Annotated in this window: 12 protein-coding genes; 8 read left to right on the top strand and 4 right to left on the bottom strand. The window is 32.3% G+C overall.

Going from position 1 to position 14,755, the window contains the following annotated elements:
• Positions 1-283 precede the first annotated feature (283 nt).
• Complete coding sequence (locus Q1A73_RS03340) at positions 284-1,147, bottom strand: ABC transporter ATP-binding protein (RefSeq protein ID WP_299601529.1); 864 nt, start codon at positions 1,145-1,147, stop codon at positions 284-286.
• Between the two features lie 11 nt (positions 1,148-1,158).
• Positions 1,159-2,484: a serine hydrolase domain-containing protein gene (locus Q1A73_RS03335; RefSeq protein WP_299601526.1), complete on the bottom strand. Its 1,326-nt coding sequence runs from the start codon at positions 2,482-2,484 to the stop codon at positions 1,159-1,161.
• Between the two features lie 216 nt (positions 2,485-2,700).
• On the opposite strand from Q1A73_RS03335, the gene Q1A73_RS03330 reads away from it, so the two are divergent.
• The 4 genes from Q1A73_RS03330 (at position 2,701) to Q1A73_RS03315 (ending at position 7,808) form a co-directional block, all read left to right on the top strand.
• Entirely contained in the window at positions 2,701-3,684 is a 984-nt protein-coding gene (locus Q1A73_RS03330) for a histidine kinase (RefSeq protein WP_299601523.1), read from the top strand.
• A gap of 92 nt (positions 3,685-3,776) precedes the next feature.
• Positions 3,777-4,484 (top strand): LytTR family DNA-binding domain-containing protein, encoded by a 708-nt coding sequence (locus Q1A73_RS03325; RefSeq protein WP_299601520.1) that lies wholly within the window; start codon positions 3,777-3,779, stop codon positions 4,482-4,484.
• Between the two features lie 110 nt (positions 4,485-4,594).
• The gene (locus tag Q1A73_RS03320; RefSeq protein WP_299601517.1) at positions 4,595-6,775 is read left to right on the top strand and encodes a S9 family peptidase; all 2,181 of its coding nucleotides are present in this window, start codon (positions 4,595-4,597) and stop codon (positions 6,773-6,775) included.
• Between the two features lie 169 nt (positions 6,776-6,944).
• Positions 6,945-7,808, top strand: a complete 864-nt coding sequence (locus Q1A73_RS03315; RefSeq protein WP_299601514.1) for a phospholipase A — start codon at positions 6,945-6,947, stop codon at positions 7,806-7,808.
• 99 nt (positions 7,809-7,907) lie between these two features.
• On the opposite strand, the gene Q1A73_RS03310 is transcribed toward Q1A73_RS03315, so the two are convergent.
• A complete protein-coding gene (locus Q1A73_RS03310; RefSeq protein WP_299601512.1) occupies positions 7,908-10,910 on the bottom strand; it encodes a GEVED domain-containing protein in 3,003 nt (1,000 codons plus the stop codon).
• Between the two features lie 226 nt (positions 10,911-11,136).
• Here Q1A73_RS03310 and Q1A73_RS03305 point away from each other — a divergent pair, with 226 nt between their 5' ends.
• Genes Q1A73_RS03305 through Q1A73_RS03290 form a run of 4 tightly spaced genes read left to right on the top strand, consistent with a single transcriptional unit; the run spans position 11,137 to position 13,460 of the window.
• Positions 11,137-12,249 (top strand): serine hydrolase domain-containing protein, encoded by a 1,113-nt coding sequence (locus tag Q1A73_RS03305; protein ID WP_299601510.1) that lies wholly within the window; start codon positions 11,137-11,139, stop codon positions 12,247-12,249.
• A gap of 11 nt (positions 12,250-12,260) precedes the next feature.
• Positions 12,261-12,590, top strand: coding sequence for a DUF6249 domain-containing protein (locus tag Q1A73_RS03300; protein ID WP_299601508.1), 330 nt, complete (start codon positions 12,261-12,263; stop codon positions 12,588-12,590).
• Positions 12,580-13,152, top strand: a complete 573-nt coding sequence (locus Q1A73_RS03295; RefSeq protein WP_299601506.1) for a sigma-70 family RNA polymerase sigma factor — start codon at positions 12,580-12,582, stop codon at positions 13,150-13,152. Before Q1A73_RS03300 ends, Q1A73_RS03295 begins: the two co-directional genes overlap by 11 nt.
• The gene (locus Q1A73_RS03290; protein ID WP_299601504.1) at positions 13,149-13,460 is read left to right on the top strand and encodes a hypothetical protein; all 312 of its coding nucleotides are present in this window, start codon (positions 13,149-13,151) and stop codon (positions 13,458-13,460) included. The genes Q1A73_RS03295 and Q1A73_RS03290 overlap by 4 nt, the downstream gene beginning before the upstream one ends.
• 71 nt (positions 13,461-13,531) lie before the next feature.
• Here Q1A73_RS03290 and Q1A73_RS03285 read toward each other — a convergent pair whose 3' ends face one another.
• Entirely contained in the window at positions 13,532-14,692 is a 1,161-nt protein-coding gene (locus Q1A73_RS03285) for an iron-containing alcohol dehydrogenase (RefSeq protein ID WP_299601502.1), read from the bottom strand.
• Positions 14,693-14,755: the final 63 nt, after the last annotated feature.

The raw sequence follows: 14,755 nt of genomic DNA, 5'->3' as shown, positions 1-14,755 counted from the left end.
ACGATAGACATAATTATGAGTATCATAATAGCTACAAGGGTTAATAGTATTGTTGTTTTTTTCTGTGATGATTTTTTCATTTTACTAAGTTCTTATTAAGTATAATTGTAGTTTTATAGATTAAGTATTCTAGGTATTTAATATTAGTAAGCATAATATACTCCTACATGTACGTTCTTTAATATTATAGCGATGATGACTAGAATCATTATGGTTGTTATTATTATTGATTCGGTCTTTTTTTTGTTTGATGAATTTTTCATTTGTTTATGTGTATTAATTTTTAGTTGATTTTTGTTAAGTATAAATAGGCGTCTTCTAGATTTGGTGTTTGGGCTATAGAATCCTTGATAGGAATTTCAGAAATGTATCTAACAGCTATTTTTTGTTCTTTTCTAGCGGTGCTAACCACGATATTATTTTTCTTAAAATTATCCAGTTGTTCTTTTGGAATAAGCACTTCAAAAACCTTTTGATCTACTAGTTGAATAAGCTTTTCTTGTGTATCAAAAGACAACAATGATCCGTTTTTCATGATAGCAACCTGATCTGCTATAGTATCTATATCAGATACGATGTGTGATGACAGGATAACAATACATTCTTGTGATAAATCAGATATCAAATTTCTAAAACGTACTCTTTCTTCAGGATCTAGTCCAACTGTTGGTTCATCAAAAATGATAACTTTTGGATTATTCAATAAGGTTTGAGCGATTCCTATTCGTTGTTTCATACCTCCAGAGTAAGTTCCAATGGGTTTTTTGGCAGCATCTAATAAGTTAAGACCATACAATAGTTGTTCTATTTTTAACGTAATATTTTGGTCCGCAATCCCTTTTAATGCAGCTATGTATTGCAAAAATTCAAAAGCATTTAGATTAGGGTATACTCCAAAATCTTGAGGTAAAAATCCTAGTTGCTTTCTCATATAATTAGCATCTTTGATAATATTGTTTTTATTAAGTATGATCACACCTTCGGTAGGTTTACTGGCAGTTGCAATCATTTTTAATAAGGTAGATTTTCCCGCTCCATTAGGTCCTAATAGCCCTAGTATTCCTTTTTCGATATTTATGGAAAAATCTTTTAACCCATATTTGTTTCTACCATATTTTTTGGAAACATTCTTTATTTCTAGTCTCATGATCTTACCGTTTATTTGTTTAAACTTACTTTACTGATTGTAGTTGTAAAGCCATTTTGACTAAAAGACAAACTATCATGGTTATTCTCTATTTGGGTTAAAACAACTCCTACAGTAGTATCATAGAGTGATGTTTCATCCTTTTGTGATAGTTCGCTTTTAACTCCTTGTTCTTCGGATACCAAATACATTTTATTATCCTCCAGTGTTATTTTTAAGGTTAAATTCGCTTCTTTAAGTAAATACGTACCTGTATATTTTTTGAAATTATCAAGATTGATACTTTTAAAATTTTCTATGGGAGTATCGTTTATATAAGCTAGTAAATCATTTGTTATCGCTTTTTTAAAAGGAATCGTTTTACAATTAGTAAATGCTAAGTAGAGATCTTTGGTATTCGAATTATATTGATTCCTGAAAGCGTATCCTATATTATTTCCTCCATGTCCGTAATAGGTAACGCCATCAACATTGAATTTAAATAATCCTAAACCATATTGTTCATTTCCAGATTCCATCATCATTTTCAGAGTTTCTTTTTTTAGTAATTTTTCTGTTTCAAAAAGAGATTCATAGAATATTTGCATATCGTTTAATGTTGAAGCAATACTACCAGCAGCATAGGCAATATTTGCAAAATATCGATAGTCTAAGTAGCCTGTTACATCCTCTTCTTGAAAATATGGCGTTGCCAAATTAGGAAGATGTTTGTGTACATATGGATAGGAATTGTTCATCTGTAAAGGAGTAAAAATTCGTTCTCTTAATAAATCAAAATAATTCTGGTCTGTTACTTTTTCTATAATTTTTCCTAATAGAAAATAATTCGTATTACAGTAATCAAACGAACCAATCATTTTTGGATCATTCTTTTCTACCTGATCTAGTAAATTTGCATTGTATAATTCATCATTTTTTCCATAGAAAATATCTACAACGTTTTTGCCTATTACTTCATCTAAACCACTTTCATGAGTTAGTAAGGACTTTATTGTTAATGAACCATCTACATTTTTAATGGGAGTTAGATATGTTCCAATACTATCAGTAATTTTTAGATTTCCCTTCTCATATTCCTGAAGTATCAATATCGCAGTAAAGGTTTTGGTAGCACTACCAATATTAAAAACACTATTTACAGTAAGGTTATAGTCACCAAGACTTAAGGTTTCAGTTTTATTTTTCTTTTTGGTAAGAATAGCAATTCCTTTATGCTGTTCTTTTAGCATGGCATCATATTTTGTGGAAATTGAGGTAATATCATTTGTTTGACTATATCCGATGTGTTTGATAAAGAAGAGAGCTAATAGAATTATTAAGTACTGTAAAGTTTTCATGTTTCTTAAATTTTATATTTGTTTACATCAAAACTCATTTAATTTGTGCTGATACTGAAAAAAGAATGATGAAAGGTCTTCGAAACGTGATCTTAGGAGAAAAGTCATCTCATCCTTAAAATGAGACAACTTAGACTGAAAATGATATATTACATCATGAAAATATGTTGTTTCAACCTTTAAAACATATTTTTGAGTACTAATTTTTAAAGGAATATGGTAACAAAATTTGATGCTTGGATAGACAATAAAATAATACAGAACATTATTATATGGTTGTTTTTATTGATCATCTTTATCATGGTCATTCAAGCAGATAATAGATTCTTAGTATCTATTGTACTTATTGGCTTTATAATGCCACCGATATATTTAAACAATCTAAAAATCTTACCCTTATTTTTTACTAAGAAACGTTCTTTAGGAATTACATTTTTTATATTAAACATTTTAGCTTTTACACTTTTGGGTGTATTTCTTTTAAGTGATTTCTTCGAAACGTTTCAATGGAAAATGTTGTTGAATGTTTTTGGTGCGGTTTTATTAATAATTCTGTTTGGCACCGCATTAAAACTGGCAAGAGATAGTTTTTATAGAAGACAAGAAGAAAAAGAAGCAGAATTAAAGTTATTAAAAGCACAACTAAACCCACATTTTTTGTTCAATACGCTTAACAATCTATATGGACTATCGGTAATAAAATCAGAAAAGCTTCCAGATTTAATGTTGCAACTTTCAGATTTATTACGATATAGTCTTTATGAAACTAAAGAGACCTTTGTTCCGTTAGACAAGGAGATTCAATATCTTAGAAATTACATATCACTAGAACAGATTAGATTAGAAGATAAGGCAGATATTCAATTAGATATAAAAGGATATGACTCGGCTAACAGAATAATTGCTCCGATGTTATTAATAGTTTTTGTAGAAAACGCATTTAAGCATTTAGGGGTATTAGAAAACACGAAAAGTATTGTGTCTGTTTCTATCGAAATAGGAGAGAACTCCATTGTTTTCAAATGCTCAAATACAATAGATAATATAATCGTTCCAGAAACCGATATAGAAAAAGGCAAAAGTGGTATTGGTTTACAGAATGCAAAAAAACGTTTAGATTTGATATATCCAGAAAAGCATGCATTACAAATTAAGCAGGATAACGGATTTTATATTGTTGAATTAACCCTAGATGTATAGTGAAATCATTTGAATAAAACTGTTAATTATAATTCGTAAGTGTTTATTTAAAATGATTAAACAATAAATTGTAAAGAGAATATTATAAATACATGAAAACATTACAATGTTTAATAGCCGATGATGAGCCCATCGCACGTCAGATAGTAGAAAGCTATATCAAAGAAATACCCTATTTAGAGCTTGTTGCTACTTGCAAGAATGCTTTCGAGGTAATGAGCTATTTACAAAGTAATTCTGTAGACATATTATTCTTAGATATCAATATGCCAAAACTTTCTGGTATTAGTCTGTTAAAGACAATGCAACAAAAACCTAATGTTATTATCACAACTGCTTATCCAGAATATGCTGTAGAAGGATTCACTCTTTCGGTTACGGATTATTTATTAAAACCATTTTCATTAGAACGATTTTTACAAGCTGTTGGCAAAGTAGTACAAGCTACACCTATTCAACAAGATACTATCGTAATAGAGAAGGAGAAAAAAGCAAGTGTTGTTTATGTAAAAAGTGATAAAAAGATTATTAAATTGGATGTAGATAGCATCTATTATATTGAAGCTTACGGTAATTATATAAAGATCTATACGGATCAAATGATTTTAACACCGGTGACATTATCTGATTTTTTAGAAAAGTTGTCAGATGATTTCGTAAGAACACATAAATCATTCGTAGTAAATTTTAATAAGTTAAAAATGATTGATGGGAATCAAATAATACTACAGAATGATAGTAAATTACCGATCAGTAAGTCATATAGGAAATCGGTTTTAAGCAAAATTGATGAAGTATAATCCCAATATTATTTATTTTAAAGTATCCTAATTAGTAACCTTTTAGGGGAATTATATCAATTTAAAATATTACTAGTACATTTACTTTTTTAACTATAAAATCTCATTTAATGAAAACAAAAATCATCAATCTATTTCTTTTAAGTTCTGTGCTTTTGATAAGCTGTAAAACTGAACAGAAAGAAGAAACGAAATTAAAACCTCATGAATCTTTAACAGCTCCAACTGCTAAAAAAATCGCAGAAGAATTAACAGCACACGGCGATACTCGAATAGACAATTATTTTTGGATGCGTCTAAGTGATGAGCAGAAAAATGCAGAAACTCCTGATGCACAAACAAAGGATGTTCTAGATTACCTAAATGCAGAGAATGATTACAAAGATGCTGCAATGAAACATACCGATACTCTTCAGAAAACATTGTTTGATGAGATTGTTGGGAGAATTAAAAAAGATGAATCGACAGTTCCATATAGCTATAATGGATACTCATATTATTGGAGATTCGAAAAAGGAATGGATTATGCCTTGTATTGTCGTAAAAAATTAGAAGATAAAGCAAAGGAAGAAATTATGCTTAATGGTCCAGAAATGGCAGAAGGATTGAATTATTTTGGAATGGGAGCAAGATCTGTTAGTCCTGATAATAAAATGATATCTTATGGTATCGATACAGTATCTAGACGTCGATATACAATATATTTTAAGGATTTAATCAATGATAAAGTACTTTCAGATAAATTAGTTAATACTACAGGAAGTGTAGCTTGGGCTAATGATAATAAAACAGTCTTTTATACTTCTAAAGATTCAATTACGCTACGAGCAAATAAAATTTACAAACATGTTTTGGGTACGGATCAGTCTCAGGATGTATTGGTGTTTGATGAAAAAGATGATACCTTCAGGACATTTGTTTATAAATCAAGATCGGATAAGTATATTATTATTGGTAGTGATCAAACACTCTCTACAGAATACAGATATTTAGATGCTGATACTCCTAATGGAGAGTGGAAAGTAATCCAACCAAGAGAAAAAGAATTAGAGTATAGTGTAGCACATTTTGGAGATCATTTTTATATAAGAACGAATTTAGATGCAAAAAACTTCAAGTTGGTAAAAACCCCTGTTAATGCAACTACAAAAGATAATTGGGTAGATGTTATACCTCATAGAGATGATGTGCTGTTACAAGGTTTTACTCCTTTTAAAAACCATTTGGTACTAAGTGAACGTAAAAATGGTCTTAGTACTATTCGAATTAGAAAATGGGATGGAAATGACGATCACTATATCTCTTTTAATGATCCAGCCTACGTAGCATATCCATCTACAAATTTAGATTTTGATACCAATATTGTACGATATAGTTATACTTCTTTAACAACTCCAAGTAGTGTTATTGATTATAATATGGATACCAAAGAGCAAACTGTTTTAAAAGAGCAGGAAGTATTAGATCCTAATTTTTCAAAAGATAATTACGTATCCGAAAGACTATTTGCTACAGCAAGAGATGGTGTAAAAGTGCCAATATCTTTGGTGTATAAAAAAGGAACACAAAAAAATGCTAGCACACCACTTTTACTGTATTCTTATGGTTCTTATGGAAGTAGTACAGAACCTTATTTTAGTTCTACTAGATTAAGTTTATTAGATAGAGGTTTTGTTTTTGCCATGGCTCATATTAGAGGAGGTCAGGAAATGGGTAGATATTGGTATGAAGATGGAAAACTTCTTAAAAAGAAAAATACTTTTACCGATTTTATCGATGTTGGAGATTTCTTAGTAAAAGAAGGATACACTAGTGCTGATCATATGTATGCTTATGGAGGTAGTGCTGGTGGTCTATTAATGGGAGCAGTACTTAATATGAAACCAGAACTTTGGAATGGAGTAGTAGCTGCCGTACCATTTGTAGATGTGGTTTCTACCATGATGGATGAAACAATACCTTTAACCACATTTGAATTTGATGAGTGGGGAAACCCTAAAAATAAAGAATATTACGAATATATGAAGTCATATTCTCCATATGATAATGTAGAAGCCAAAGAATATCCAAATATTTTGATCACAACTGGGTATTGGGATAGTCAGGTGCAATACTGGGAACCAGCTAAATGGATCGCTAAATTAAGAGAGTTAAAAACGGATAACAATCTATTAATTATGGATTGTGATATGGAAACTGGTCATGGAGGAGCTTCAGGACGTTTTGAACGCTATAAACGTACTGCTCTAAATTACGCCTTTATGCTAGACTTAGAAGGAATTAATAAGTAGTATATTTGTTCATCTTTTTATAAAGAAACCAGCAGGGATATATTCTTGCTGGTTTTTTTATCAATTAATGATTTTGTCCAATAATAAACTATTTTTTTTGAATCTAATCCGATTAACTATAAAGTACAGGAAGCTTTTTGCAAAAGTTTTAATCTTAACAAGTCTATATGTGTTATCATTCGCTTCTTGTTATAGTCAAACCAATGCCAAAGATAACCAAGGAAGCTTATCTAAGCGATGGTTCATACAAAGCGATAGTATTAAACGTTTTAAAATTGAACCGTACAAGCCTGTGTATTTTTTGGGTGCAAATTATACAACGGATATCAATAACTTTCCTACTAGTGATAATCCACTTAATACTGTGGAAGAATCATCCGATTTTTCGGATACTGAATTGAAATTTCAATTAAGTTTTAAGACAAGAGCTGCAAGGAATTTGTTAGGAAAGAAAATAGGAGGTGATGTATGGGTAGGATATACTCAATCATCAAGATGGCAATTGTATAGTGCTAATATTTCGAGGCCATTCCGAGAAACTAATTATGAGCCAGAAATAATGTTAGTGTTTTCAACAAGCTATAGAGTTTTTGGATTAAATGGTGTATTTGCAGGAGTTGGCATAAATCATCAGAGTAATGGAAGATCAAATCCGTTATCTAGAAGTTGGAACAGAATAATACTACAGTTTGGTTGGGAAACTTCTTCTTGGAGTTTTGTTTTAAGACCTTGGTGGCGCTTGCCCGAAGATGCTGCGGAAGATGATAATCCAGGTATAGAAAATTATGTAGGAAGAACGGAATTTTTAACTGTCTTCTCAAAAGGTAGACATGATCTAAGTATTTTGGCCAAACATTCGCTGAGAGGAGGTAGTAATAGTAGAGGTAGTATAAGACTTGATTATGCAATTAAAGTTTTGGGCCAATTACAGGTACACGCACAGATATTTCATGGGTATGGGGAAAGTTTAATAGATTTCAACCATAAGCAAACTACTTTTGGAATAGGTTTGTCTCTTTTACAGTGGCGATGATATCATCAAGTTTTTAGATTTTCCAAATATGAAAAAAAGGCTGTTCACACTACATGAACAGCCTTTCAAACATACTTAATAGCTAACTAAATATATTTTTTACTTATTGATTACAAATCTCTTTGTGATCGCAAATCCGTCTGTGCTAGTAAATCGGGCAAAGTACATTCCGGATGCTAGTTGAGAAACATCGATAGATAAAGAATCTACATTTGGATTAATTTTCTTGGCTACTGCACCAGTAGAAGAGAAAATTTCTATTTGCGTAAAACTACCTCCCACAATTTCAATGTTTAATTGAGAACTTGCTGGATTTGGATATAAACTAATGTTGCTATCCGCCTCCTCAGTGAAGGTTAATAGCTGTTCACGACTGGATCCTAAAATCACTACATAATCTTCAACTTCTCCATATGTAAATGATTCGCAAGGATCAGGAATGTCATTATATTTCATGGATACACGCATACGAGTAGCACCAGAAGATGCGCTTGCAGGAACTGTAAAAGATCCAGTATTACTAGTATCTGTTGATGGTGCCTTACTAAATACTAACTCACCAGCATCATTAAAATCTCCATCTCTATTATAATCAATCCAAACAGCATAGGCTTCATTATAAATTGTTCCTGTCCATGTTGGAGTAATTGTAATTGTATTTGTTCCGCTTAAACTTGTAGTTAAAGAAGTATAATCTCCATATCCTCCAGATTCTGCACCTGTAGCATTATCAATACTTCCTATTTGTACTCTGGAAATAAACTCATCAGATGTAATTCTACCATTGGAATCACAATATCCTGTTGGAGGATCTGTATCTCCTGATCCTTCCGCTAGATTAATAGTGTAATCTTCAACTTCTCCATATGTGAATGTTTCGCAAGAAGTAGGAATATCATTATACTTCATAGAAACTCTCATTCTAACAGCAGTTAAAGAAGTACCAGTAGGAACAGTAAAAGATCCAGTATTCGTAGCATCCGTGGATGGTGCTTTGCTAAATACTAATTCACCTGCATCATCAAAATCACCATTATTATTATAATCTATCCAAACAGCATATGCTTCTGCGTATATAGTACCTGTCCAAGTAGGAATAATAGTAATATCATAAGATTGGCCTTCATTTAATGTAGTAGCAATACCGCTAAAATCTGAATAAAACTGTGCTCCAGATGTGTTATTAATAGTGTTTAATTCTACTCGGCTGATAAATTCATCATTTACATTAGTACTTGCAGAGTCACAATAGGTAACACCACTTGAATCATTGGTAGTAAAGGTTGTTGTTGCGGCTCCAGATACATTTCCAGCAGCATCTTCTGCAGTAACGGAAGCATTGTAGGATGTTAGTGGAGATAAACCAGTTACATCAAAACTTGTTGTAGTAGATGTTCCTACGGACGTACCATCAATCGAAATGTTATAACGTGCTACCGCTACATTATCTGTGGATGCCGTCCAACTTAATGTTGCTCCTGATGATGTAATATTAGAAGCTGTCAGATTCGTTGGATTTGATGGTGCTTGCGTGTCTGGAACTCCCGGTTCGATTTCAAATCGACCAACAACACCTCTTCGGCTATTATTAATATACTCATTAATAAACCAGAATGAAGAATCATCAGAAGGGTCAACATCAATTTTACTATAATCTCCATATCGGATACTTGTAGTAAAGTTTCCATTTCCATTAGCAATTAAACCTTCTGCACTAGTCATTGTTCCAAGTGGATCAGAGCTTAATCTTCCTGTAAAATAAGAGCTTACTCTCACTGTGGTTGGAGTAGTAGGTCCAGACATAGAAGTATATCCCATTCCAATATTTCCTTGACCATCCATTGCTAAACTAGCATTCCAAGCATGTCTGCCATCTGGTGCTGTATAGGTACCTTCTTGGTACAGTGACCAAGGTTGATTGTCACCACTTTGTCTAAATTCGTACCAACGAATACCAGCTAATTCTCCAGCACTAGCATCAGTATCTACTACAAAATTAAATACTGCCGAATTGTGTGTTGGGAACTTTCTAAATTGTGCCTGATTCATAATAGTAGCTTGTAACGCATCAATGGATATCCCACCGCCAGGCTGTGCTAAATTAGAAAAACTTCCTCCATCGAAAACACTAATAAAAGGAGTTGTTGTAATTTCTTGAGGACTGGATACAGTAGAGCTTCCAGGATTATTCCAGTTTACATCGGCTGTCCAAACTTTTATATGATCTACAGAAACCCCGCTCCATGCGTTGTCTTGTAAATATACTATGGTTGCTCCACCAGGAGCTGGTAAGTCTCCGTTAGTTACATTTAATGCCTGAGGGCTAAAAAAACCACTAGTTACGATTCCAGGAAGATTAAAACCAATAATTTGTGCACCTGGATCACCTGCTAACATAGCATCTCTTTCTAAAGCCCATAATTTGTTAGTTCCTCCAGTATTTTCTGTGATATAATATCCATCACTCCAAACAGAAAGTTTTTGATAATCCTGAATTCCAGAAATATTGTAAACGAACCATCCAGCAGTAAGTGGATTTGGACCATCAGAAACAGCTACCTGAGCGCCAGATCCCAAGAAAGAAAGTACCCATCTATCCGCAGCATTGTCATAAGACACTGTTAGATCACAGCATCCTCCAGATGGAAATATAGCAGGATTCGGAGCTGTTTGTCCTAGTAGTTGATTACCTGATTTATCGAAAATCATAAATCCCGTATTATAAACTACAAATACGTGATTAGGACCAACTGCTAATGATGGATCTGTTGGATTAGATCCAGAAGTATAAGAGTCGAAAACTAAATTAGCAGGAGCTCTTTGTACACTCTGTTCTTGTTGGTGTTTGTTTAAAACAAAATAATCATTTTTGGATTGAGGATCTTTTCCTGCCACAATCTGATTGCCCAAAGATCTTTTGTCCTTTGCTTCTTTTACAGAATCGTCAGATGGACGTAAATCTTGAGGTCTGGACTGCATGGGAGTTACGTATTCTACCGAGGAGACTTTTCCATGATAGAATGCTTTAGTTTTTCCTTGTTGCGCCTGGACAGTTATTGTGGCGACAACAAACATAATTACGAATGCAAGTTTTAATTTCATTTGTGTAAAATTTAAGTAGTTAATTACCCTAAAGTTAGCACAAAAGATGTTGTTATTTTAACATTATTTTGTCTTTTTTAAGTGCCTAATGGTTAGACCATAAGGAGGTTGAGTATTAACCCTTTTTTTGCCTTGCAAATTAATTTTGTAACCTTTTTTTAATTCGTTTTGTCCAATAATCGTGAATTCACAATCAAATAATTATTCATATTCAAAATCAAAAAAAATGAATCAATCAAAACGAACAATCAAAATGTTATTAGTACTCTTTTTTGGATTCTATATGCATCTAAATTGGGCACAAAATGCAAAAGCATCTTTTAGGATTCCTGATGGTCGAAGTATAAAAACTTCAATTTTAGATGCTCATATTCAGAGAGCTATAGATTCTATTAAACTTCCCGGGCTTTCTATTGCAATTGTAAATGACGGAAACATTGTATATCATAATGTTTTTGGAGTAAAAAGTTACAAAACGAATGAGCCAGTTACCAAACAAACTATTTTTGAAGGAGCTTCTCTTTCTAAACCATTATTCGCATATTTTATCATGAAAATGGTCGAAAAAGGAGAATTAGATTTGGATAAACCTATATATCCATATTTAAAACCTATTTTTCCAGAAGGAGTTATTGCAAAAGACTCTTTTGAAGCGTATAAAACATTGACCCCAAGGATTATATTGTCACATGGTACAGGGATTCCTAATTGGGTAAAAGGAAAACCTATCTCCATTGCATTTAAACCAGGCACTGATTTCTCTTATTCAGGAGAAGCCTATCAACATTTAGGAGCTGCTTTTGGAACAAAATTAGGAATTGGATGGGGAACTGAATTAGATTCTTTAATTATAAAAGAAGCTTTAGCCCCAATAGGAATAAATAGAAGTCTTTATACTTGGAATACAATCTATGATAATGATGTGGCTTACGGGCATATGAAAGGAAAAACCAATCCTGAAATTAATAGATATAAAAAGGTTGGACCAGGTTTTAGTCTACACTCTGATGCAAAGGATTATGCCATGTTTCTAATAGAAATAATGAACCCTAAAAATATAAGTACGAAAACCAGAGATGAGATGCTCAAAGAGCACAATCATTTTAAGTCAAATAATAAAATTTTAAAGGAGACTGGACAAACCGGATGGGGACTAGGTTTTTCACAAAAGCCTACTCCCAATGGGCTTATGCATTTACATACTGGAAATAATCAAGACTTTCAGGCATATGCTATGTTTATACCAAAACAAAATTATGGTTTCGTAATGTTTGGAAACTCGGATAATTTGTTTCCTTTATTAGAAACGATCGAAAAGATATTAGGAGAACATTTTTAAATATAAAAATTATGAAAGATTTAAATGAAGTATTTGTGTTTATTACAATGATAGTTGCCATTGTAGTAATTGTATTTATAATCGCTAGATATACATATTTGGTCAAGAAAATACTTATTGAAAAAGGTGTCTACCAAGAACATAGAAATAATAAATTGAAGTATTTGGATCTAGGATGTATTGTTTTTGGACTGGGAATTGGACTCCTCATTTCATCAGTTTTTACAACTTTTGGATTGTCCGAAGATGCAACAGATTTATTGGTATGGGGTACTATTCTTGTTTTTGGCGCTACAGGCTTAGTTGTTGCACATTTTATAAGAAAACGACTTGAAGAATAGTCAAATACAAAGAGATTATAATCTTATCCGCAAGGTTATCGATGGTGATACATCCGCTTTTAGGCAACTTATTTTTGCCTACAAAGATGTATCACTATCACTTGCTATATCAATTCTAAAAGATGCTGTAGTGGCAGAAGATGTTTTACAGGAGGTTTTTATAAAGTTATATGATAAGTTACATACCTTTAAATTTAAAGCATCTTTTGCAACCTGGTTATATAGGATAGTAGTGAATACAAGCTACAACGAATTGAAGAAAAGAAAAAATATAATTAGTATTGATAATACGTCAGAAGTAGATTCAATGGTTCATCGTCAAAAAGAATATTTAAAAGATGCTGATCAAAAAAAGTATATTAATATGACTTTGGAAAAATTAAAACCTGATGAAGCATTGGTACTAAGACTTTTTTATTTATGCGAATATAAAGTAAAGGAGATAGAGGAGATTACGGGATTTAGAAGTTCTAAAATAAAAGTAAACCTGCATAGGGGAAGAGATAATTTTGAATTCCATTTAAAGCAAATACTAGGAGACGATTTAAACAATTTGTTATGAAAGAAGAAAAATTTAAAGAATTAATCAGTAAAAGTACTATTGAAACTTCTAATGATTTTATAAATAAAGTAATGCAGGGTATTCAATTACAAAAAGAAGTGAAAAAACAATCACTTTTTTGGTCTTTTCCAGTGATCATAATAGTTTGTAGTGCATTAATTTTAACGATTTTAGGGATGCTGTTTTATACATTCAATACAGAGTATGCAATATTTAGTTCGATTCCTAAAACACCAATATTTTTAGTTATTATTGGGATTGGACTTTATTATATAAATCAATTAATACGATTTCAACATTACAAATAGAATGTTTGATCATAAAATAAAAAGCCTTGCTAGTAATACTATGCAAGGCTTTTGTTAATAAATTCGATATGTTAGTATGCCATTTCTACAATTTCGGCAGCAACTTCTGGCGTGATGTCCTGATGCTCTCCTAGAGCAGTCATTCCATGATCCTTTAAATTCTTAGCTACTTTTTGTGAGAAACCATCGTAATCATCGGTATAGGCACTTAATTTGGTTTCGATTCCTAATGATTGAAAGAATTCCTCTGTTTTTTGAATAGCCTTTTTCGCTTTCTCTTCAGTAGTCCCTTCGGATATATTAAAGATTCGTTCAGCATATTGTGCAAGTTTTTCCTTTTTTTGATCAAACTTCTTAGTGTATGCACTTGGTAAAATTACAGCTAATGTGCGTGCATGATCTATTCCATAAAATGCAGTAAGCTCATGAGCAATCATATGAACACTCCAATCCGTTGGTACTCCTTTTTGTATATATCCGTTTAGAGCCATAGTGCAACACCACATAAAATTAGAAGCTGCTTTGTAGTTACTAGGATCTTTAATGATTTCAGGAGCAATTTCTATTAATGTTTGTAGAATTCCTTCAGAAAAACGATCCTGTAGTGGAGCATCAGCAGGGTACGTCATATATTGCTCCAAAACATGTGTGTATGCATCTGCAACTCCATTTGCTAATTGTCTTTTGGGAATACTATGCACAACCGTTGGATCACAGATAGAGAATTGTGGAAATAATCCTGGTCCACCCATTACCATTTTTTGATTTGTCTCTGATCTGCTTACCACAGCACCGCTATTCATCTCGCTTCCTGTAGCTGGTAACGTAAGTACTGTCCCAAACGGCAACCCTTCGAATGGACGAATTCTTTTAGCCAAGATATCCCAAGGATTATCACCTTTATATAATGCTGCAGAGGATAAAAACTTTGTTCCATCAATCACAGATCCACCACCAACTGCCAGCATATAACCGATATCTTCGTTTTTAATTATTTCTAAGGCCTTTAATAAGGTGGTATACTCAGGATTTGCTTCTATACCAGAAAACTCAATAACTTCATGATCTTTGAGCGCCTCTGTTACTTGTTCATAAATTCCATTTTTTTTAATGCTTCCTCCACCATATAATAGTAATATCTTTTTGTCTTTAGGTACTTCGGTAGTTAATTTCTTAATTTCTCCTTTACCAAAAATTATTTTGGTAGGAACGTATAATTCAAAATTTCTCATGTTTTTATTTTATTATGCTGATTAATTATCGATTTCTATGTACTCTTACAAAGTTCGAAATAA

The organism is uncultured Aquimarina sp. (assembly GCF_947492115.1).
Classification (GTDB): Bacteria; Bacteroidota; Bacteroidia; order Flavobacteriales; family Flavobacteriaceae; genus Aquimarina.
The sequence above is the reverse complement of the archived record's forward strand: the minus strand, read 5'-3'. Positions and strand labels throughout refer to the sequence as shown.

Bases quoted from the DNA above. Each gene is read 5' to 3' on its own strand.
- Q1A73_RS03290 (WP_299601504.1), top strand. From the start codon at position 13,149: ATGAAAGAAGAAAAATTTAAAGAATTAATCAGTAAAAGTACTATTGAA.
- Q1A73_RS03325 (WP_299601520.1), top strand. From the start codon at position 3,777: ATGAAAACATTACAATGTTTAATAGCCGATGATGAGCCCATCGCACGT.
- Q1A73_RS03320 (WP_299601517.1), top strand. From the start codon at position 4,595: ATGAAAACAAAAATCATCAATCTATTTCTTTTAAGTTCTGTGCTTTTG.
- Q1A73_RS03285 (WP_299601502.1), bottom strand. From the start codon at position 14,692: ATGAGAAATTTTGAATTATACGTTCCTACCAAAATAATTTTTGGTAAA.
- Q1A73_RS03300 (WP_299601508.1), top strand. From the start codon at position 12,261: ATGAAAGATTTAAATGAAGTATTTGTGTTTATTACAATGATAGTTGCC.
- Q1A73_RS03310 (WP_299601512.1), bottom strand. From the start codon at position 10,910: ATGAAATTAAAACTTGCATTCGTAATTATGTTTGTTGTCGCCACAATA.
- Q1A73_RS03330 (WP_299601523.1), top strand. From the start codon at position 2,701: ATGGTAACAAAATTTGATGCTTGGATAGACAATAAAATAATACAGAAC.
- Q1A73_RS03305 (WP_299601510.1), top strand. From the start codon at position 11,137: ATGAATCAATCAAAACGAACAATCAAAATGTTATTAGTACTCTTTTTT.
- Q1A73_RS03340 (WP_299601529.1), bottom strand. From the start codon at position 1,147: ATGAGACTAGAAATAAAGAATGTTTCCAAAAAATATGGTAGAAACAAA.
- Q1A73_RS03335 (WP_299601526.1), bottom strand. From the start codon at position 2,484: ATGAAAACTTTACAGTACTTAATAATTCTATTAGCTCTCTTCTTTATC.